This is a genomic window from Novosphingobium silvae (assembly GCF_009856825.1).
Lineage (GTDB): Bacteria > Pseudomonadota > Alphaproteobacteria > Sphingomonadales > Sphingomonadaceae > Novosphingobium > Novosphingobium silvae.
In genome coordinates, this window is record NZ_WVTD01000021.1 from 1 (window position 1) to 18655 (window position 18655).

The window sequence follows — 18655 nt, forward strand, 5'->3', positions numbered from 1 at the left end:
CTATTGCTGGACCGATGCCAACGCCGCGCAAACCTCGTTCGAACTGAGCAGCATCGCAAGCGCCGCCTGATCGTCCAAATTACAGCCCCGTTCTCAAGGCCACGTGGGGGATTTTTACCGCTTACGATCGAACTGGTGGCGATCGACCCGGCGCGCAACATCCGCCGGCGTTACAGCATCACCGCAAGCCTCGATCTTTTCGGCATGATCGTTGTAGAAACCCGCTGGGGCCGGATCGGCGCACACGGCCAAGCCCAGCGGCACGCCTTCGCCGATCGCGCGGCGGCCGACCGCCACATTGCCGCGACCCTGCGGCGGCGCGGCACGGCCGAAACCCGGATCGGGGTACCTTACGAGCCGGTGCCTACCGAGGTTTGAGCCGCCACCGTCAAGCCGGCTGCTTGAAGAAACCGGCCGGTGCTACGGCCAGCATGTTGCCGGCTCAAGCGGCGCATCCTCTCCTGGACGACAGCCCTGGCGACCATCGACCGACCGTAGCGCTCCGCATTCTAGCCGGAAATGGTTCAGCGGGACAGGATGTCGGCGGTCCCTTGCACGTCTGGCGTTCGCCTGTGAGCGCTACGGCGGCGATGGTCATGGCGCGCTCGCGTCGAAATGGACGCTCTGGAAAAGCCTCGCGCCAGATCTTCTCGGCCATCGATGCAAGCTCCTGCGACGTCGGCGGCCGAGCCTCACGAATGCACGCTATCAAGGCGCGCGGAAACAGGCGCTCCATCGTCTCTCTCCGATTGCGATATGGAAGCCCCATAGCACGCGCGCAGCCCCGATCGACCGATACGGGACGAAGCGGGCCTTGAAGCGGTCTGGCCGGCAACATCGGCGGCTCGCACCCCCTATATCGCTTGAGGGCAGGAGAGCCCTGCCCGGAGAATGAGATGCCGCCCGATGTGCCTGCCCGTGTTCCCTTGCCGATCGCCATGCCCGATGATGCGTTCGGAGCAGCGCTGATCGAGCAGGCGGCGGCGCTAAGCGCCTATGCGCGGCGACTGACTGGAGGGGGTGCCGATGCCGACGACCTTCTGCAGGACACCATGCTCAGGTGCTGGACCGCGCGCGCCAGCTTCGCGGCGGGAACAAGCCTCGCCGCCTGGGCGCGGACCGTGATGAAGAACAGCTTTCTCACCGGTCGCCGCCGCGCCCGCTTTCATGCCGACCTGCCCGAAGAGGCGCGCGACCGCATGCTACGGGTGGACGAGACCCAGAGCCTCGCCGTCTGGCTGCGGGATACGGATTGGGCGCTCAGCGAACTCCCGATCCACCAACGCGAGGCGGTGCTGCTGGCGAGCCAAGGCGTGTCCATCGAGGATGGCGCGGCGCAGCTCGGCATTGCCCCAGGCACATTCAAGAGCCGCATCGCACGCGGGCGGACTCGGCTGCGCGCCCTCATCGAGGAGCGATCGACGCCGCTGCTGGCCGACAGGACCGGCCGCGATACGCTCCCGTCAGCGGCCAAGCGGCCCATCCACCTGCGGAGACGCGGGTGGAGGCGTGGAAACCTCCTGAAACACGAGCCGGTCGAGCTTCATCGACCGGGTGGCGGGCGCGCATGTCCAAGCCACCCGGCCAAAGGCGTCCGCGCCTGACGTGTTTCAGGTTTCCAACACCCGGTTCAGTGGCCGGCACGTCTCCGAAATGGGGCGTGCCGCCGGCTGAACAGGAACACTTGGGGCGGGAATGAGCTTGGAGAACCTTTTGACCGAGTAGGACATGCGTGAATAGTCATCTGCCTGTCGGCCGCCTCGCCGATCGCCTTCATTCCCTGCCGCGTGAGCGCGCCTGGTTCGCGATCCTCCTCAGCGTCACGGCGCTGGCGCTGGCGGACGCACATTTTTCCCGGATGGGTCTCGCGCCGCTCTATATCCCGATCGTCTGCGCCGCCTGCTGGGCGTTGGGAAGCCGTGCTGGCTATCTGGTGGCGATCGTTGCGGCGGTCCTCGCCGTCGTGCCGCATCTCGCCGAACTTCCAGGGCTCTCCCCCGCCCTGCTCGGGGCAAGGATGGCCGTGCGCGCCGTCACCTATGTTTTCGTCGCCGCCATTGTTCTCAGCTTCCGCCGGTCCTTCGACCGAGAGCACCACCTGGCGGCACGCGACCGCATGACCGATGCGCTCAACAAGGAGACGTTCCGCGAGCGCGTGATCCATCGTCTCGATCTAGCGGTGCCTGCCCGACAATCCTTCCTGCTCGCGATCCTTGATCTCGACGACTTCAAGGGCCTCAATAACCGCCACGGCCATGTTGCGGGCGACGAGGTGCTGCGCACCTTCGCACAGGGCGCGCGGGGGATCATCCGGCGTGAGGATGATTTCGGCCGAATCGGCGGCGACGAGTTCGCCTTTCTGCTTCCCGTCCATTCGGCCGAGGAAGCGGTGTATTTCGCTCGCTCGCTTCACAAGCGCCTGTCATCGGTTCTGGCCGGCACGCCTCATCCGGTGACGTGCAGCATGGGCGCGCTGCTGATTCAGCCCGAGACCCCGCGTGACGAACCCTCGTTGATGCACGCGGTCGATCAGCTCATGTACGCGGTCAAGCGCGCTGGGAAGAACGCCGTGGAGATCGGTCGCGCGGCGACAGATCGAGCCCCGGACACCCCTGTTCCGTCAAGGCTCCGGGTTCCCATCGAGGCATGTCTATGACGAATGACGACACAGCCCTCTCGCTTATGAGGATGGCATTGGCCCAACTGGATCGGAGCGGCCGAGGCGCGACGGCCACCGCCGTCCATTTGCAAGCCGCGATCGACGCCGCGACCGGAGCCGGCCCGATGCAACCCGGCGAGCTGCTGGACGACGAGGGGGCGTTTCCTTTTGAGCCTCTTGCATCGCGTCAGTGAAGCAGCCCTGTTAGGCAGGGTTGAGCGCGCCAGAAAGCGCCCCGATCAGCAGCTCGCGCGAAGCGGGCTTGTGGAAGGTCGGGCGTGAGGCGTGGGCAGCCGGGATCATGCTGGCCGCACCCGTGGCGAAGATGAAGGGCACGCCGCGACGGTCCAGTTCGTCCGCGATCGGGAACGAGGTTTCGGAGCCAAGTTGCACATCGAGGCTGGCGACATGAGGCGACGAGTCCAGCGCCGCGAGGGCATCCCGCACGCAATCGACAGGGCCGACGATTTCCGCGCCGGCTTCAGATATTATCTCAACCAGCGTAGCCGCGACCCAATAATCATCTTCGACAACCAGCACGCGAAGGCCGCTGATCCCGTCTTGTTTAGTCATGCCGCACCAAGCATTTACGCAGCCGTTCCACCGATCAGCGCAGCAACGCGCCGTCTGGCTCTGTGCTCCACGCGAACGTGCAAAATGTTCGTCCTGGGCTCCCGATTGCTCTAAGTAGCCGGGTAGGGGGCACGTAGAGTTATGGTCGATACTGAAACCCGGATTCGTGAGCTTGAGCATCGGTTCAGGAACATTCTCACTGTCGTTCGTTCCCTTGTCAGCCAGAGCTTGCAGGCGGCCGATTCGATCGAAGACGCCCGATCGACCATTGACGAGCGATTGGAGGCGCTGGGCAACGCGACCGAGCAGCTTCTATCCCACAACTGGCAGGCGGCGCCCCTGCCCGCGCTGGCGGAAAATGCGCTGGGCCACTTCACCCTCTACGCGGAGCGGCTTCGCCTCGACGGCCCCACGGTCACGATCGGCCCCAGGGCGGCGATGACGTTGACCCTCGCCTTTCACGAGCTGGCGACGAACGCGATCAAATATGGGGCCCTGTCCAATGAGGCGGGCACGATCGAGCTGACATGGAAGGTGCTGGATTCGGGCACCGAAGCCGAGCTTTGGATGCAATGGGCCGAACGGGGTGGCCCGCCAGTCGTCAGGCCCGAGCGGCGGGGCTTTGGGTCGCGGCTGATATGCACGGCCGTGAGCCGCAGCTTGCGCGGCCGTGCCGAGATGGAGTTTCCCGCCTCGGGCGTCGTGTGGACCTTGCTCGCTCCTCTGGCTGCGGTCGAGCTATGATCGATCCGGATACAGGATACCCCGCCGCTAAGCCTTGGTTCATCGCGCATGCCTGTCTCTCCGGCCCACGCTCCTTGCTGGATCGGGTCCCTCTCGCCACTTTGATCGTCTCTTTTATCAGGGTCTGAAATCCGGAGCACGTCTGTATGTCCAAACCGCTCTCCCCCGAAACAATGGCTTTGGTGAAAGCTACGGCGCCTGCGCTCCAGCAGCACGGCGTGGAGATTACCACGCGCATGTATCAGCGCCTGTTCGTCGATCCGGAGATCAAGGCGCTGTTTGACATGGCCGCGCACGAATCCGGCGCGCAGCCTAAGCGGCTAGCGGCCGCGATCCTCGCCTTCGCGCAGAACGTCGACAAGCTCGACGTGCTGAAACCCGCGATCGAACGCATCGCCGCGCGCCATGTCGAGACCCATATCAAGCCCGAACATTATCCTGCGGTCGCCAATGCGCTGTTGCCGGCGATCCGCGACATATTGGGCGAGGCGGCAACCGATGAGGTTCTGAACGCCTGGGGCGAGGCCTACTGGTTCCTGGCCGATATCCTTATCAACCGTGAGGCGCAGCTCTACCAGACCGAGGCGGCATGATCGCCGCAGCGGACTGCTCCTCCCAAAAGGAGGTGAGAAGCCGATCCTAAAATTGGTGGCCGATGCGGCCAGCCAAGATGCTCATTGTTCAACGCCATTTGCGAGTTTCAGAAGCTTGGTCTCGATGCCTTTCAGGCCAGCAATGGCCTCATGGTCGGCGACTGACCAACCATCGCTTTTTGCGTCTTCTTGGTTCCGCTGCATCCTTGCGATGATCGAGGCTGCCTCATACACCTCTTTCGCCCCGCCGTGACCACCAACATCGAGTTGGTGCGCGAGCGTCGTGAGGCGATTCACAAAGTTCGTCCGGCCTGCGCACCAGTGCTGCGGGCGAGAGCCTTCGGCCCTGCTTTGAGGGCGTCTCCCAAGGTTTTCAGCGCTTCATGATGAGGGGAATCGGACACGGCAGCTCCGAGGGATCGTCATCATCGTTCATAATCACGAAAGCGGAGGACGACGGGGTTCCCCGCCGTCCCTCCGTCTCAGATGGGATAGGTCGAGCCGTAATGCCGCGGTCGATCACGGCTACGCCGCTACCTTCCACAAGGCGCAGGGCGTGACGGTCGATCGCGCCCACGTTCTCGCCACCCCCGGCATGGACCGGCACAGCGCCTATGTTGGCATGTCGCGACACCGCGACGGCGCGCAGCTCCATTACGGCCGCGACGACTTCGCCGACCAGCGCCAGCTTGTCCGCGCCCTGTCGCGCGACCGGGGCAAGGACATGGCCGGTGACTACGCCCGGCCCGAGCAGGATCAGGCGCGCGCGTTCGCCGATCGGCGCGAGATCCGGTTCCCGGAACTCGCGCGTCAGGTGGTCGAGAAGGTGCAGGCCAAGGCGCGGGGCATGTTCGCCGGGTTCCGGCCGAAACCAGCGGCGGAAAAAACGACGTCGCCGGAGCGCCTCGCGGCCGATCGGCCGCTGGCGCCCTCGCAGGCCCGCGCGATCGAACGCTATGGGCGCGCCGCAGCGGATATAAGCCGGATGCGGGACAAGGGATTGCCGGTGCTGGCGCACCAGGAACAGGCGCTGGCGAAGGCCGGCGACGCGCTCGACCAGGTGCGGCCGCATGGCGCGCGCGACCTCGCCAGCGCGATCGAGCGCGACCCCCGGCTCGCGCGCGACGCGGCCGAGGGCAACACTGGCGGGGCGGCGAAGGCGATGGAGACGGAGCGCCAGGTCCGCACCGACCCGGAGAAGCGCGCGGGCCGGTTCGTGGAGCAGTGGCAGGGCATGAAGGAAGCGCGGGCCAACATGGAGCGTGCCGGCGACCGCGCGGGCGCGGAGAAACTTGGCAAGCGGATGGAGGGCATCGCGGGCGGGTTGCACCGCGACCCACAGCTCGAATCCGTGTTGCGCCGTCGCGCCCCCGAGCTGGAGTTGAACATGGAGCGGGGCAAGTCGATCGGGCAGGAGCTGGCGCAGTCGGTCGGACAAGGCCGCGACCGTGATCGTGGCATGAGCCGGTAAGGGGGACGGGTGGCGGACGAGGACGACCAGGACGAGGCAGGCGCGGCCGAGGCGTTCGAGGCCATGCGTGGTGAGCTGGCGCTGTTGCGCCGCGCCGTGGAGGGTCTGGCGGCCGAGCGCGGCGCGATCGACGTGCCGGACTATACCGAGACGTTGGGGCGGATGCAGAAGGGCGTGGACGCCACGGCCGACCGTATCGCCGTCATCAATGACGTGATCGCGCGGAGTCCGGCGCTGGCGATGACGCCCGAGCAAATGGCACAGCGTATCGCCGCAGCCGGTAACGCCGCCCGGCGCGAGGACCAGGTGGCGCTCGCTACCGGGCGCAAGGGACTGGAGGACGTGACGCGCCAGCTTCACGGGCTTGTCGCATCGGCGCGGCATGCCGGCGAGCAGAACAGACGGCTAGCATGGTCAGCGATCGGCGGCGTCGCGATCGGCATGGTGTTATGGGCAGCCGGCGCGGGCGTCGTGGCGCGCGCCGTGCCGGAAAGCTGGCTATGGCCAGAGAAGATGGCATCGCGCAGCTTGCGCTTGGACACTTGGACCGCAAGCCGGCGACTGGCGGCTGTCAGCCAGCCCGACACTTGGAACACGATGGTTGCGGGTGCAGTGATCGCCCAAGCAAATCAGGAGACGCTTGAACAATGTCGGCGGGCAGCCAACAAGGCAGGCGAGCCAGTGCGATGCACTGTCAGGATTAAGCCGGAGGGGAGGAGGGGGGAATAATGAACCTGCGGCGTCACTCCGGACCCGAGCTGTTGCGGTTTATCGAGTGGTGGGATCAAGCACCGCGTACGATTGAGAAGCGCGGCGGAATCTCTTAGATTGATCGCTGGAGGCTTTGTTCGCGGAGACGCGCACATTGCCTTCTTTTCGTTTTAGGAAGCGCTGCCCTAAGCGACAGAAGCCAGAGCTTTGACAATGCGGCATTCCGCGATGGAGCCGACCATGTATCTTGATCCTATCGGTGCAGACACGCGATGATGGCGGTCACGACGGCGGTGGTTTCCGCGACGTCGCGCACCCTCACTGTGTCGAGGCCGATTTCAGCAGCGGGATAGTCATTCCCACCGGGGAATATCGCATCCCCGATGAACAGCATCCCGTCGAGCGGGACACCGCTCTCGGCACTCAGGCGCTTCAGGCCATAGCCCTTGTCGATCCCTGCTCTGGTCACGTCGATCGATGTCGTGCCACCGAGATTGATCGAGAGCTCCGGCAGCTTCGCGCGCAACGTGGCCTGCAACGCGGTCCTCTTCTTTCGGTCAGGATCCCACGCTTCCTTTTCCTTCAGCGGCGCTGCCTGCCCCAGGCCCGAAAAGGTGATCTGGCTGCCCCGGTCCTCGATCCGTTCGCCCCAGATACGTTCGTCGGCGAGACCGGCATCGGTCAGCGCCTGATCGAAGGCCGTGCGGATCTTCGCCTTCTCCGCGTCGTCGAACAGTTCGGCATAGACCGCGCGCCAAGCGCCATTGATGAACCGATAGAGTTTCGTGCCTGTGGTCGGCATCAACCAGAGACGGTCGAGCGCGACGCCGGCAGGAAGGCGCGAGGCGATCTGCTTTTCGAACTGCGGCCAGTCCCCGCCCGAGATCACCGCCACATCCGTGATGGCGAGCAATCGGGCGAGGATTGCGGCCATATCCTCCGATAACGGCCGCTTGCTCTCGGCAAGCGTGCCGTCGAGGTCGAAGGCGATCAGCCACTTCATGCCGCCTTCCCTGCCGGATCGCGGTAGGCGAGCAGCCTGAGCGCATTGATGACGACGAGCAGCGTCGATCCCTCATGAACCGCCACCGCTGGCCCAATGCCGAGGCCGAGGATGGTAGCAGGCACCAGGAAGGCGACGACACCCAGGCTGACGAAGACGTTCTGCCGGATGATTCCACGGGTATGGCGGCTAAGACCGACTGCGAATGGCAGGTGCGCCAGATCGTCGGCCATCAGCGCCACGTCGGCTGTCTCCAGCGCAACGTCCGACCCCGCCGCGCCCATCGCGATGCCGACCGTGGCGCTTGCCATCGCCGGCGCATCGTTCACGCCGTCGCCCACCATCGCGACCTTGTCTTCGCCGGCGAGCTTCTTGATCGCGGCAACCTTGTCTTCGGGCATGAGGTCGCCCCACGCTTCGTCGATCCCGACTTCGTCGGCGATCGCTTCGGCGACTTTCTGGTGATCGCCGGAGATCATTATCATCCGCGACACGCCCATCTCGTGCAGCCGACGCAACGCGGTCTTGGCAGCTTCGCGAGGCGTGTCCATCAGGCCGATCGCGCCCAGGTCGCGGTCCCCCTTGCGGACCACCATTGTCGTGCGGCCGTTCTCGCGCAGCTTCGCGATTGCGTCCTGCGCGCCCTGCCCCAGCGCCGGAATGCCCTCACTTCCGAACATCTCGGCCTTGCCGATCCACACCGTCTCGCCATCCACGCTCGCGGTGACGCCCCGACCGGTCAGGCTCTTGAGGTCGCCGGCAGTCGGCACGGCACGATCGTTCAGACGTTCGCGGCCGTCCTTGACGATCGCTTGGGCCAGGGGATGGTCGCTCAACGCTTCGACGGCGACAGCCAGCGCCAGCAACTCGCCTTCATCGGCGCCATCGACGGGCACGACATCAGTGATGCGCGGACGACCTTCGGTCAGCGTGCCCGTCTTGTCGAAAGCGATCGCTTTGAGCGACCCGAGGTTTTCGTGCGGTGCACCGCCCTTCACGAGCACGCCGCCCCGCGCTGCACGGGCAACGCCCGACAGGACCGCGCTCGGCGTTGCGATCGCGAGCGCGCACGGGCTTGCCGCCACCAGCACCGCCATCGCGCGATAGAAGCTGTCGCGGAACGGCTCGTCGACGACCACCCATGCGAACAGCAGGAGCACTGACAGGACCAGGACGGCGGGCACGAAGATCCGTTCGAACCGGTCGGTGAAGCGCTGCGTCGGCGACTTCTGCGTCTCCGCTTCGCTCACCATCTTCACGACCTTGGCAAGCGCGCTTTCATTGGAACGGCGTGTCACCTCGATCTCGATCGCGCCGCCGCCGTTGATCGTACCAGCAAAAACCCGGCTTTGCGCGTCGACTGCATCGGGCTTGGCGCGTGCCGCTGCGGCATCTGCGACCGGCACCTTGTCGACCGGGATGCTTTCACCCGTGACCGGGGCCTGGTTGATCGCGCTGGTGCCCTTGATGACGAAGCCGTCGGCAGGCAGGCGCTCGTTCGGGCGGACGATGGCAATGTCCCCGACGACCATCTGCTCGACCGGGATTTCGCTGGTCTGCCCGCCGCGTCGCACGGTCGCGGTTTCGGGCGCGAGCTTCGCCAGCGCCTCGATCGCCTTCTTGGCGCGGCCCATTGCATAATGCTCAAGCGCATGGCCGAGGCTGAACAGGAACAGCAGCAGCGCACCTTCGGCCCATGCGCCCAGCGCAGCGGCGCCGGCCGCAGCGACCAACATCAGCGTGTCGATCTCGAACTTCTTCATCCGGAGGTTGTCGATCGCCTCGCGCAGCGTGAAGAATCCGCCGAAGAAATAGGCTGCGATATAGCAGGCGGTCGGCAGCCATTCGGGCGCGCCAGCGACCAGCCTCTCGATCGCGTAGCCGATCCCCAGCAGCGCGCCACAGGCGAGCGCGAAGATCAGCTCGGTATTGGGGCCGAGAAATTCGGCGTGGCTATGGTCGTGGCCATCGCCGGGGCCGTGCTTCTCTTCGCCCGCGCCGTGGCCCCCGGGGCCGTGGTCGTGGCCGGCATGTTCATCGGCAGCGACCCGCTTGCCCACCCTCACCTTCAGCTTGCGAAGCGCAGCGCGCACCTCCTCTTCGGTGGTTTCGCGGCGATCATATTCGACCCGGACAGACCCGCTGGTGCTGGCGCTTGCCTGGACCACGCCGGGCAAGGCGCACAGCGCATCGCTGACCGTGCGCGCCCGACGTTCGTGGTTGATCCCCGTCACCTGCCAGATCGCATGGCCGTAGCGCTCGGTGATTTCGGCACCTGCGGCGCGCACCATTTCGCGCAACCGTGGCAGCGGCAGCTTGGCGGCATCGAAATGGATGCACAGCGCCGCTGGCGTGTTGCCGTCGAGACAGATCACATGCGCCCGCTCGACACCTTCGCGCTTTGACAGGGTTGATACGAGACGGTCCAGGCAGGCATCGGCCGCGTCAGGAAGGTCCGGCAACAACACTGGAATGTCGAGTTCGAGCTTGTCGTTCATGACGACCTCCTTTCGCTTTTCTTGGTTTCGGCGCGCGCGTCGCGCAGGATTTCGACACCGCCCTTGATGGCGATGATGGCGGTGGCGAAGCCGACCAGCAGGTCCGGCCAATTGGTACCCAACCACAGCACCAGCACGCCGGCGATCAGGATGCCGCCGTTGGAAATGAAGTCGTTGAAGCTGAAGGTGGTTGCGGCCCGGAGATTGACGTCCGGATCCTTGAGGCGCTGGAGCAGCCGCAGGCAGAGGTAATTCACGACGCCGGCGATCGCGGACATGACCATCATGGTAGGTCCGATGGGCTCGCTGCCCTGCACGTAGCGCCGTCCGACATCGATCAAGATGCCGCCCGCGAAGATCAGCAGCATGACGCCCGAAGCGACCGCGGCGCGTGTCTTCCATGTCTGGCCCCGGGTGAGCGCCACAAGGCTCAGCGCATACACAGCCGTATCGGACAGGTTGTCGACGCCGTTGGCGATCAGCGCGCTCGAGTCCGCGAAGAAGCCGGAAACGAAGAAGCCCGCAGCGATCGCCGCGTTCAGCAGCAGGACGATCCACAGTGTGCGGCGCTCCTGCCCGCCATTGTTGTCGTTGCCCGGGATCATCCCATCATCTCCTCAAGTGTCAGCAGGGCCAGGAAGCCGACGAAAAACATCGAGCTGATGAGCGGGGTGTCGGGTTTCTCGTGCGCCTCGACCAGCAACTCCTCCGTGACGAGGTAGAGCAGCGCCATCAGCCCGAAGCTGAGGAAGCCGGCGATCATCACCGGCGACAGCGCGGCGACCGGCACGGCAGCGAGCGCGCCGATCGGCAGCAGCAGGGCCAATGCCGAGACGATCACGATGATGCGCAAGCGCGAGCGATAGGTTTCCGCCAGCTCGTCGGTCAGCGTCAGTCCCAGAAATAACACTTCCAGAGTGAGCGCGATCGTCAGCAGGAGACCTGCCTTCTCGCCCGCCACGAAAGCGAGGCCGAGCACCAGGCCGTCGACCAGAATGTCGATGCCGATCGCGGCGAGTAGCGCCATCGGCCCCTTGAAGCGGGCCTCAAGAGCCTTGAGCCCCAGCATGGTCGCGACGCCCGCCGCCCCGCCGATCAACGTCGCGCTGGGCGATGCCTCATGCTTGACCTGCGGCAGGATTTCGGTCGCTGCCGCCGCGAACACGACGCCGGCAGCGAGATGCTGTAGGCCCGCCACGAGGCCAGGTTTCAACTTGGTGCGGCTCGCGACAATCGCGCCGAGCACGACCGCCAGCACAGGCGCAAGCGTATAGAGCAGTGCCTGCATTTCCTAGGACTCCTCCGGGGTTCGGTGGCAGACGCGGATCTTCCCGCGTCGCGTGAACGCGATCGATCCGCCCGCCACGACAGCCCGCGAATGGTCGCCGCGAAACTCGTCACCGGTTCGCTGCGCGCGCAGGATCTCGGTCCTGCCCTTCGGCAGCCAGGTGACGGCCATTTTCAAGCCGTCATCGATGAAGTCGACATCGGCGCGTGTGCCGTCGTCGCAGTACATGATGCGCTGCGCGATTAGTTTCGACGTCAGATGCTTTTCATGCGCCGGCTCGGTAGGCTGGGTCGGCGCTGGATTACACGCCCCTATAACCGCCCCGGAGACGAGAACGACGCCGAGGCGCGCGATCGCCAGACCGGCCCGATTCAGGCCGCACAAGGTTGTCACATTTGAAATCGACGTGTCAGACATCGGTCTCTTCCGACGAAGCGCCCTGTGGCGTTCGAAGGCAGGGCAGTTCATCGCGTGCCTTCCTGCTCGCAGATCCGGGTACGGCCATCGCCTTCCACGATGGTGAGCTGCGACCCCTTGAAGGTCGCGGTGGCTGTTTCGCCGACATATTGCAGGCCCTGCGCTGGCGCGGTCAGCATCATCGGCGGTCCCCCGTTGGAGCGCCGCAAATCGATCTGCAGGCCGTTGTCCTTGTAATCGACGAACAGCGGTTCCCCGTCGGAACAGCGATATCTATGCCGCCCCATTTCCCCGGTCGCCACGGCGCTGTCGGGCGAATGGATCTGCTGCTCCGTTGGCGGGGCTGGCGGCTTTCTTTCCGAGCACGCCGCGAGCCCGACAACGAGGATGACGGCGGGCAGCACCCGCTTACAGTGCATCATCATCGCGCCTTCCTCCTGTAGCGGAAGGGGACGCGCTGACGATTGATAGCCCGGGCAGGCTGACCTACCCGCCAGCGGAGATAGGTTGCGAGGCGATCGTCAGATTCGACCATCAGGGATCGCAGGCGGCGCAACATCATCGCCGCGAACGGCAGGGAGAGCGCCCCGCGCAGCGTGCAGCTATGCGTTAGCCTGGTGCCGCCATCGTCCCCCGCCAGCTCGTACCGCTCTTCGAGCGTGAACAGATAGGGGATGCCGCAGGACCAAGCGAAGGCGTGCGGTTTATCGAATCGATCAATCCGTGCTGGCGTCCGAATTGGCCGGGTGATGCCCTGGATCGCAAAGGTGCATTCTGTGTCGCCGAGCCGGGACGGATCATCGAGAAATACGAGCGGACTCCACGCCCGGCGATGATCCGGATCGGTGAGTGCCGACCAGATGCGCAGTGGCCCGCCGTGAAGCATCGAGCTGGTTATGGTGCGAGGCATATCCCCATCTCCCAGAGATGGGCGGGGCGATCGCGGATCGCCCCGCCCATCCATCAGGCCAAGTTGTTCACGAAGGTCTGACCGTGGTCGTCCCCTTCATGCTCCTCATTGTAGTGCTCGGGTTTCTCGATCACTTTCTGCCCGAACCGGGCATAGAGTGTCGGCAGCACGAACAGCGTAAGAAGCGTCGCCGAGATCAGACCGCCGATGACGACCGTCGCCAAAGGCTTTTGAACCTCTGCGCCGGCGCCTTCGCCCAGCGCCATCGGCACGAAGCCGAGGCTGGCGACTAGCGCGGTCATGATGACGGGTCGCAGACGCTGCATCGCGCCAACATGCGCGGCTTCCTCGCGGCTCATCCCTGATCGGATCAGATCTTGGATCGAGCTGACCATGACGAGGCCGTTGAGGACCGCGATGCCCGAGAGGGCGATGAAGCCCACTGCCGCCGAGATCGAGAAGTCCATGCCCCGCAGGAACAGCAACAGGACGCCGCCCACCAGCGCGAAAGGCACGCCGGTGAACACGATCGCGGCGTCGCGGACCGATCCCAACGCCCCGTAGAGGAGCAGCAGGATCAAGATGAAGCAAGCCGGAATGACCAGCTTCAGCCGTTCGCTTGCCGATTGGAGGTTCTCGAACTGGCCGCCCCATTCGAGATAGGTGCCGGCAGGCAGCCGGAGTTGGCTGCCGATCGCCGCCTGCGCATCCGCCACGACGGATCCGACGTCGCGGCCACGCACGTTGGCTTGCACCACCACGCGCCGCTTGCCGTTCTCGCGGCTGATCTGGTTCGGACCATCGACCACCTTGATCTCGGCGACGCTGGACAGCGGTACATAGCCGCCGCCTGCCACCGGCACCTGCACCTGTTGGAGCAGGCCGATGTCGGCACGCTGCGCCTCCGACAGGCGGATCACCACGGGGAAGCGACGGTCGCCCTCGAAGATCTGGCCCGATGTTCGCCCGCCGATCGTCGCAGTCACGGTGTCCTGCACATCCTGAGCCGTAACGCCCAACCGCGCCATCGCGTCGCGGTTGACGCGAATGTCGAGCATGGGAAGACCGGTCGTCTGCTCCACCTTCACGTCCGCTGCGCCTTGCGTTCTGCGCAGCACCGCCGCGATTTGCTCGGCCGTCCGGTTCATCTGGTTGAAGTCGTCCCCGAACACCTTCACCGCGATGTCGCCGCGCACGCCGGCGATCAGCTCGTTGAAGCGCATCTGGATGGGCTGGGTGATCTCGTAGGCATTTCCCGGAATCTTCGCGAGATTACCCTCGATCCGGCTGACCAGCTCCTCCTTGGGAAGCTCAGGATCCGGCCAATCCTTGCGCGGCTTCAGGATGACGAACATGTCGGTCGCGTTCGGCGGCATCGGGTCGGCCGCCAGCTCGGCGGTGCCCGTCTTGGAATAGACGAATTGCACCTCCGGCTGCTTCGACATCATCCGCTCGATCGGCACCTGCATCGCCTGGCTCTGCTGGACCGACGTTGCCGGAATGCGGAGCGACTGGATCAGCAAATCGCCTTCGTCGAGCTGCGGCAGGAACACCGAGCCGAGCGTAGTGAAAGCAAGCGCCGCCACCACAAGGCTTCCCACACCCGCACCGATCGTCAGCGTCGGGCGCTTCATGGCCCGGTCGAGACCGGGTTCGTAGCGCTTCTTCAGCCACGTGATGATGCGGCCGTCCTTCTCCTCGACCTTCTTCGACAGCCAGATCGCAATCATCGCCGGCACGAAGGTGAGAGAGAGGATGAAGGCGAAGGCGAGCGCGATGATGACGGTCAGCGCCATCGGTCCGAACGTTTTACCCTCCACGCCGGTCAGCGTGAGCAGCGGTACGTAGACGAGGATGATGATTGCCTGCCCGTACACAGAGGGACGGATCATCTCACGCGCAGCGGCTGCCACGGTCGCGAGCCGTTCCTTGACGCTGAGCAATCGGCCTTCATGATGCTGTTGCTCGGCAAGCCGGCGCAGCGCGTTTTCGACAATGATGACGGCGCCGTCGACGATCAGACCGAAGTCCAAAGCCCCAAGGCTCATCAGATTGGCCGAGACCCCAGCGCGCAGCATACCAAAGCCTGTCAGCATCATGGTGATCGGGATGACCAACGCCGCGATCAGGGCCGCACGGAAGTTGCCGAGCAGCAGGAAGAGCACGACGATGACCAGCACCGCGCCTTCGGACAGGTTTTTCGCGACCGTCTTGATCGTCGAATTGACCAGCTCGGTGCGGTTCAGCACCGGCTGAATTACGACGTCAGGAGGCAGCGAAGCGTTGATCGTCTTCAGTTTCTCAGCGACCGCGGTCGACACGATGCGGCTGTTCTCGCCGATCCGCATGATCGCCGTGCCGACGACGACTTCGGTACCGTTCTCCGATGCCGAACCCATGCGGATCGCCTGACCCGTCTTCACAGTCGCAACTTGTTCGACCGTGATCGGCACGCCGTTACGTGTCGCGATCACGGTCCTGGCCAACTCGCTGGCATTGCGAACGAGCGCATCCGAGCGAACAGCCAGACCTTCGCCATTGCGATTGACGAAGCCACCGCCGACGCTGGTGTTATTGCGCTCCAGCGCATTTCCCAGGTCCGTCAGCGTGATGCCGAGCGAGGCCAGCTTCTGCACGTCGGGCACGACGAGGAACTGCTTGGCGTAACCGCCAATCGAGTCGACACCGGCGAGGCCCGGTGTGGTCTTCAGAAGCGGCGTCACGATCCAGTCCTGCGCGGTGCGCAGGTAGGTCGCCTTGTCCTCTTCGGTCGTCAGTCGCTCGCCCTCTGGCGTGATGTAGCTGCCATCGGGCTGTTGGCCCGGTTCACCGGGCTTGTGCTTGTCGTCCTCGCGATGATCGAGACGAACGGTGTACATGTACACCTCGCCCAGGCCTGTCGCGATCGGACCCATTTCAGGGTTCACGCCGTCGGGCAGATTCTCTTGCACGCCCCGCAGACGCTCGCCCACCTGCTGGCGGGCGAAATAGATGTCCGTCGCGTCCGAAAAGACCGCCGTGATCTGCGCGAAGCCGTTGCGGCTCAACGAGCGCGTATATTCCAGGCCGGGGGTGCCGGCGAGCGCGGTTTCGATTGGAAACGACACCTGCTTCTCGACCAGCTCGGGCGAGAGGGCAGGCGCGCGGACGTTGATCTGGACCTGATTGTTGGTGATGTCCGGCACCGCGTCGATCGGTAGCCGGTAGAGGGAAAAGGCGCCGATGGCGGCGACGATGACGGTGAGGAGCAGGACTAGCCAGCGCTTCTCGACCGCCCAGGTTACGATACGGGCGATCATGGCTTAATCCTCGTGGCTCGCTTCGCCCTTGCCGATCTCGGCCTTGAGCGTGAAACTTCCGGTGGTGGCGATCTGTTCGTTGCCGGTCAGGCCCGACCGGACGATCACCGTGTCGCCCGACGCATCGCCGAGCTGGACCGGGGTCGCCTTGAAGCCGGTGGGCGTGCGCACGAACACGACCGACTTGCCCTCGAAACTCTGGACCGCCGTCGTCGGCACGCGGACCGCCCCGCTCCCGCCGCTGCCCGTGAGCTGCACGGCTGCCGTCACAGGCTCGCCGACCCGCCATTCGCCACCGCGATTGTCGAGGGTGGCGAGCGCAGGCACGAGCCGCGTCTGCGGATCAAGCGCCGGCGACACGAAGGTCACGCGGGCGGTCGCCTGACGGCCTGCCGCCTTCACCAGCACCGTATTGCCGGGACGCACCCGGCCCGCATCCTCGGGCTTGAGATTAAGCGCGATCGACACCTGGCTCAGGTTGGCGATGCGATAGAGTTCGGCATCCGCCGCGACCGTTTGTCCCAGCGTCACGGGGCGCGCAATGATCTGGCCCGAGATCGGCGCGGCAATGCCGAGCCGGTTGAGCCCGCCGCCGCCGACACCCGCCGCCGAAACCATGCTCTGCGCCTGCGTCAGGGCGATCCGCGCCTCCGTCGCCGCTGTGCGGGCGGCGATCAGATCCTGTTCAGGGGAGACTCTCTGCGCGAACAGCCGCTGTTCGCGCGCGAGGTTCGAATTAGCGAGCTGAAGCCGCGCCCGCGCCGCCTCGACCTCGCCCTTGATCTGCGCCGCCTCGCGGCTTTCGATGACCGCAATGGTCTGGCCGCGTCCGACCGATTGGCCGAGGTTACGGGTGAGCGCGACCACGCGTCCCGCAATTGCGGCCGAGACGACCTGCGTTCCCTGTGGGTCGCCCTCGATGATCGCGGGCAGCTCGATCGTCCCGGCCCCGCCGATGATCGGCCGTCCGACCTGGACGCCCGCTGTGGCGATCTGGTCGGCACCCAATGTGACGACGCCTTCACCGGCATGACCGCCTTCAGCACCGCCCTTTTCCGTGCCCGCTGCCGTCTCATTGGCAGCTGCGCCTTCGGCAGTTGCCTCGTTTCCGCCATCCTTGCCGCCGCAGGCAGCCAAGAGCAGGGCGAGCGACGCCGCGCCCGCGAGATAAAAGCTCTTCATCACTGATTCCCCCCATTGGGCGCACGAGCGGTCAGTCGCTCCACTTGCGCGCGGGCATTCTGGTAATTGGCAAGCGCGTCGATCGCGGCGACCCGCGTTTCGGCGAGCGTGCGTTCAGCATCGAGCAATTCGAGCTGGCCGAACTTGCCCTCGCGATAGCCGATCCGCGCGATGCGGGCGGCCTCCTGTGCAGCCGCCAGCGCCGGCCCCGACGCCGCACGAGCCGTCGTTGCGGCATTGGCCGCCTGCGCCTGCGCGTCCGTGATCGCCTGTTCGATGTCGAGCGCGGTCACGCGGCGCTGCGCATCCGCCTGGGTCCGCTGCGCGGTCGCCTGCGCAATCGCGGCGCGACCATTGTTGAACACCGGGATCGGGATCGACACGCTGAACACCGCCGCCATGTCGTTGGTCGCTTCCAGGCGGCGGATCGACGGCCCGACGTTCAGGTCAGGCACGCGATTGGCGCGCGCGAGCCGCACGCCGGCTTCGGCAATGGAGAAATCCGCGTTGGCTGCCGCCAGCGCGAGTGTGCCGGTCGTGTTGACCGGTGCCAACGGCCCATAGACGTTCACACCGGGAAGGCGATCGAGCAGCGTGTCATCGAGCAGGCCGTCGATCGGCCGTCCGATCCGACGCGCCAGATTGGCGCGGGCCGCCTCGGCCAAGCGAAGCTGCCGCTCCACATTGGCGTCGGCATTGATACGCGCGACATCCGCGCGCTGTTGCTCGAGTGGCGATGCCCGCCCTGCCTGCACGCGAACGCTCGCGGCCCGCAGCGCATCGCTGGCGATCCGGGCCTGATCGCGGGCTGTCATTACCCGGCGATCGGCCGCGACCGCTTCGACATAGAGCTGCGTTACCTGAAGCCGGACATCCGCCGCGATGATCGCGGCCTGGATCTCGGCCCGGGACAATTGCGCATTGGCGACCGCGACGCGGGCGCCGCGCTTGCCGCCTAGCTCGATCGGGATCGCAAAGCCGACCGTGGTTTCCGCGCTGCGGACCCCCCGATACGGCCCGGAGCCGATGACATTCTCGACTTGGCCTTGAACCACCGGATTGGGCCGCAAGCCGGCGACTGTGCGACCTGCACGGGCCGCGTCGATTCCAGCTGTCGCCGCTTCCGCAGCAGGGGCCGAACCGCCCGCTGCACTGACCGCTTGGTCAAGCGTGTAGACCGGCGCATCCTGCGCAACAGGCGCGGACGGTCCGACCTGCGCCTGCGCCATCGTGGCGCAAGACGCTGCGGCCAGCATGGCCGCGAGGATACGATTCATGAAAATAGGACTCCTGACGATGATCGACAG

20 protein-coding genes are annotated in these 18655 nt (G+C 65.5%); 8 read left to right on the forward strand and 12 right to left on the reverse strand.

Annotated features, from left to right (window positions below):
• The first annotated feature begins 135 nt into the window (after positions 1–135).
• The 4 genes from GR702_RS18765 to GR702_RS18780 all read left to right on the forward strand — a co-directional run bounded on the left by GR702_RS18765 (position 136) and on the right by GR702_RS18780 (position 2853).
• Positions 136–378, forward strand: coding sequence for a WGR domain-containing protein (locus GR702_RS18765; protein WP_160987243.1), 243 nt, complete (start codon positions 136–138; stop codon positions 376–378).
• A gap of 518 nt (positions 379–896) precedes the next feature.
• The gene (locus tag GR702_RS18770) at positions 897–1604 is read left to right on the forward strand and encodes an RNA polymerase sigma factor (protein WP_160987244.1); all 708 of its coding nucleotides are present in this window, start codon (positions 897–899) and stop codon (positions 1602–1604) included.
• 128 nt (positions 1605–1732) lie between these two features.
• Positions 1733–2656 carry a GGDEF domain-containing protein gene (locus GR702_RS18775; RefSeq protein ID WP_042490938.1) on the forward strand — a complete coding sequence of 308 codons (924 nt, stop codon included), beginning with the start codon at positions 1733–1735 and terminating at the stop codon, positions 2654–2656.
• The gene (locus GR702_RS18780; protein WP_042490936.1) at positions 2653–2853 is read left to right on the forward strand and encodes a hypothetical protein; all 201 of its coding nucleotides are present in this window, start codon (positions 2653–2655) and stop codon (positions 2851–2853) included. The genes GR702_RS18775 and GR702_RS18780 overlap by 4 nt, the downstream gene beginning before the upstream one ends.
• Positions 2854–2863: 10 nt before the next feature.
• On the opposite strand, the gene GR702_RS18785 is transcribed toward GR702_RS18780, so the two are convergent.
• Positions 2864–3232, reverse strand: coding sequence for a response regulator (locus GR702_RS18785; protein WP_042490934.1), 369 nt, complete (start codon positions 3230–3232; stop codon positions 2864–2866).
• A gap of 141 nt (positions 3233–3373) precedes the next feature.
• Here GR702_RS18785 and GR702_RS18790 point away from each other — a divergent pair, with 141 nt between their 5' ends.
• On the forward strand, positions 3374–3976 hold the full coding sequence (locus GR702_RS18790; RefSeq protein ID WP_052811617.1) for a sensor histidine kinase: 603 nt from the start codon (positions 3374–3376) through the stop codon (positions 3974–3976).
• A 146-nt stretch (positions 3977–4122) separates the two neighbouring features.
• Positions 4123–4569, forward strand: a complete 447-nt coding sequence (locus tag GR702_RS18795) for a globin domain-containing protein (protein WP_042490932.1) — start codon at positions 4123–4125, stop codon at positions 4567–4569.
• Positions 4570–4650: 81 nt separating this feature from the next.
• On the opposite strand, the gene GR702_RS18800 is transcribed toward GR702_RS18795, so the two are convergent.
• Positions 4651–4866 carry a hypothetical protein gene (locus GR702_RS18800; protein ID WP_125458961.1) on the reverse strand — a complete coding sequence of 72 codons (216 nt, stop codon included), beginning with the start codon at positions 4864–4866 and terminating at the stop codon, positions 4651–4653.
• 259 nt (positions 4867–5125) lie between these two features.
• Between GR702_RS18800 and GR702_RS18805 the strand changes: the two genes are divergently transcribed.
• Both GR702_RS18805 and GR702_RS18810 read left to right on the forward strand, forming a co-directional pair.
• Positions 5126–6040: a hypothetical protein gene (locus GR702_RS18805; RefSeq protein WP_010337031.1), complete on the forward strand. Its 915-nt coding sequence runs from the start codon at positions 5126–5128 to the stop codon at positions 6038–6040.
• Positions 6041–6049: 9 nt separating this feature from the next.
• Positions 6050–6769 carry a DUF6118 family protein gene (locus tag GR702_RS18810; RefSeq protein WP_029547630.1) on the forward strand — a complete coding sequence of 240 codons (720 nt, stop codon included), beginning with the start codon at positions 6050–6052 and terminating at the stop codon, positions 6767–6769.
• Positions 6770–7004: 235 nt separating this feature from the next.
• On the opposite strand, the gene GR702_RS18815 is transcribed toward GR702_RS18810, so the two are convergent.
• From GR702_RS18815 to GR702_RS18860, 10 genes are read right to left on the reverse strand one after another with little or no spacing between them, the layout of a single operon-like run.
• Positions 7005–7754 (reverse strand): HAD-IIB family hydrolase, encoded by a 750-nt coding sequence (locus GR702_RS18815; RefSeq protein ID WP_004212890.1) that lies wholly within the window; start codon positions 7752–7754, stop codon positions 7005–7007.
• Positions 7751–10252 carry a heavy metal translocating P-type ATPase gene (locus GR702_RS18820; protein WP_160987245.1) on the reverse strand — a complete coding sequence of 834 codons (2502 nt, stop codon included), beginning with the start codon at positions 10250–10252 and terminating at the stop codon, positions 7751–7753. The genes GR702_RS18815 and GR702_RS18820 overlap by 4 nt, the downstream gene beginning before the upstream one ends.
• Positions 10249–10857 carry a cation efflux transmembrane domain-containing protein gene (locus tag GR702_RS18825; protein ID WP_004212885.1) on the reverse strand — a complete coding sequence of 203 codons (609 nt, stop codon included), beginning with the start codon at positions 10855–10857 and terminating at the stop codon, positions 10249–10251. The genes GR702_RS18820 and GR702_RS18825 overlap by 4 nt, the downstream gene beginning before the upstream one ends.
• Positions 10854–11540: a ZIP family metal transporter gene (locus GR702_RS18830; RefSeq protein WP_004212882.1), complete on the reverse strand. Its 687-nt coding sequence runs from the start codon at positions 11538–11540 to the stop codon at positions 10854–10856. Before GR702_RS18830 ends, GR702_RS18825 begins: the two co-directional genes overlap by 4 nt.
• A 3-nt stretch (positions 11541–11543) precedes the next feature.
• Positions 11544–11957, reverse strand: coding sequence for a hypothetical protein (locus GR702_RS18835; RefSeq protein WP_004212881.1), 414 nt, complete (start codon positions 11955–11957; stop codon positions 11544–11546).
• A gap of 47 nt (positions 11958–12004) precedes the next feature.
• Positions 12005–12382, reverse strand: coding sequence for a hypothetical protein (locus GR702_RS18840; RefSeq protein WP_103095546.1), 378 nt, complete (start codon positions 12380–12382; stop codon positions 12005–12007).
• On the reverse strand, positions 12379–12867 hold the full coding sequence (locus GR702_RS18845) for an SRPBCC domain-containing protein (protein WP_004212879.1): 489 nt from the start codon (positions 12865–12867) through the stop codon (positions 12379–12381). The genes GR702_RS18840 and GR702_RS18845 overlap by 4 nt, the downstream gene beginning before the upstream one ends.
• 53 nt (positions 12868–12920) lie before the next feature.
• Positions 12921–16166, reverse strand: a complete 3246-nt coding sequence (locus GR702_RS18850; RefSeq protein WP_004212878.1) for an efflux RND transporter permease subunit — start codon at positions 16164–16166, stop codon at positions 12921–12923.
• Positions 16167–16169: 3 nt separating this feature from the next.
• Positions 16170–17348, reverse strand: coding sequence for an efflux RND transporter periplasmic adaptor subunit (locus tag GR702_RS18855; protein ID WP_004212877.1), 1179 nt, complete (start codon positions 17346–17348; stop codon positions 16170–16172).
• The gene (locus GR702_RS18860) at positions 17348–18625 is read right to left on the reverse strand and encodes a TolC family protein (protein WP_004212875.1); all 1278 of its coding nucleotides are present in this window, start codon (positions 18623–18625) and stop codon (positions 17348–17350) included. Before GR702_RS18860 ends, GR702_RS18855 begins: the two co-directional genes overlap by 1 nt.
• Between the last annotated feature and the right edge of the window lie 30 nt (positions 18626–18655).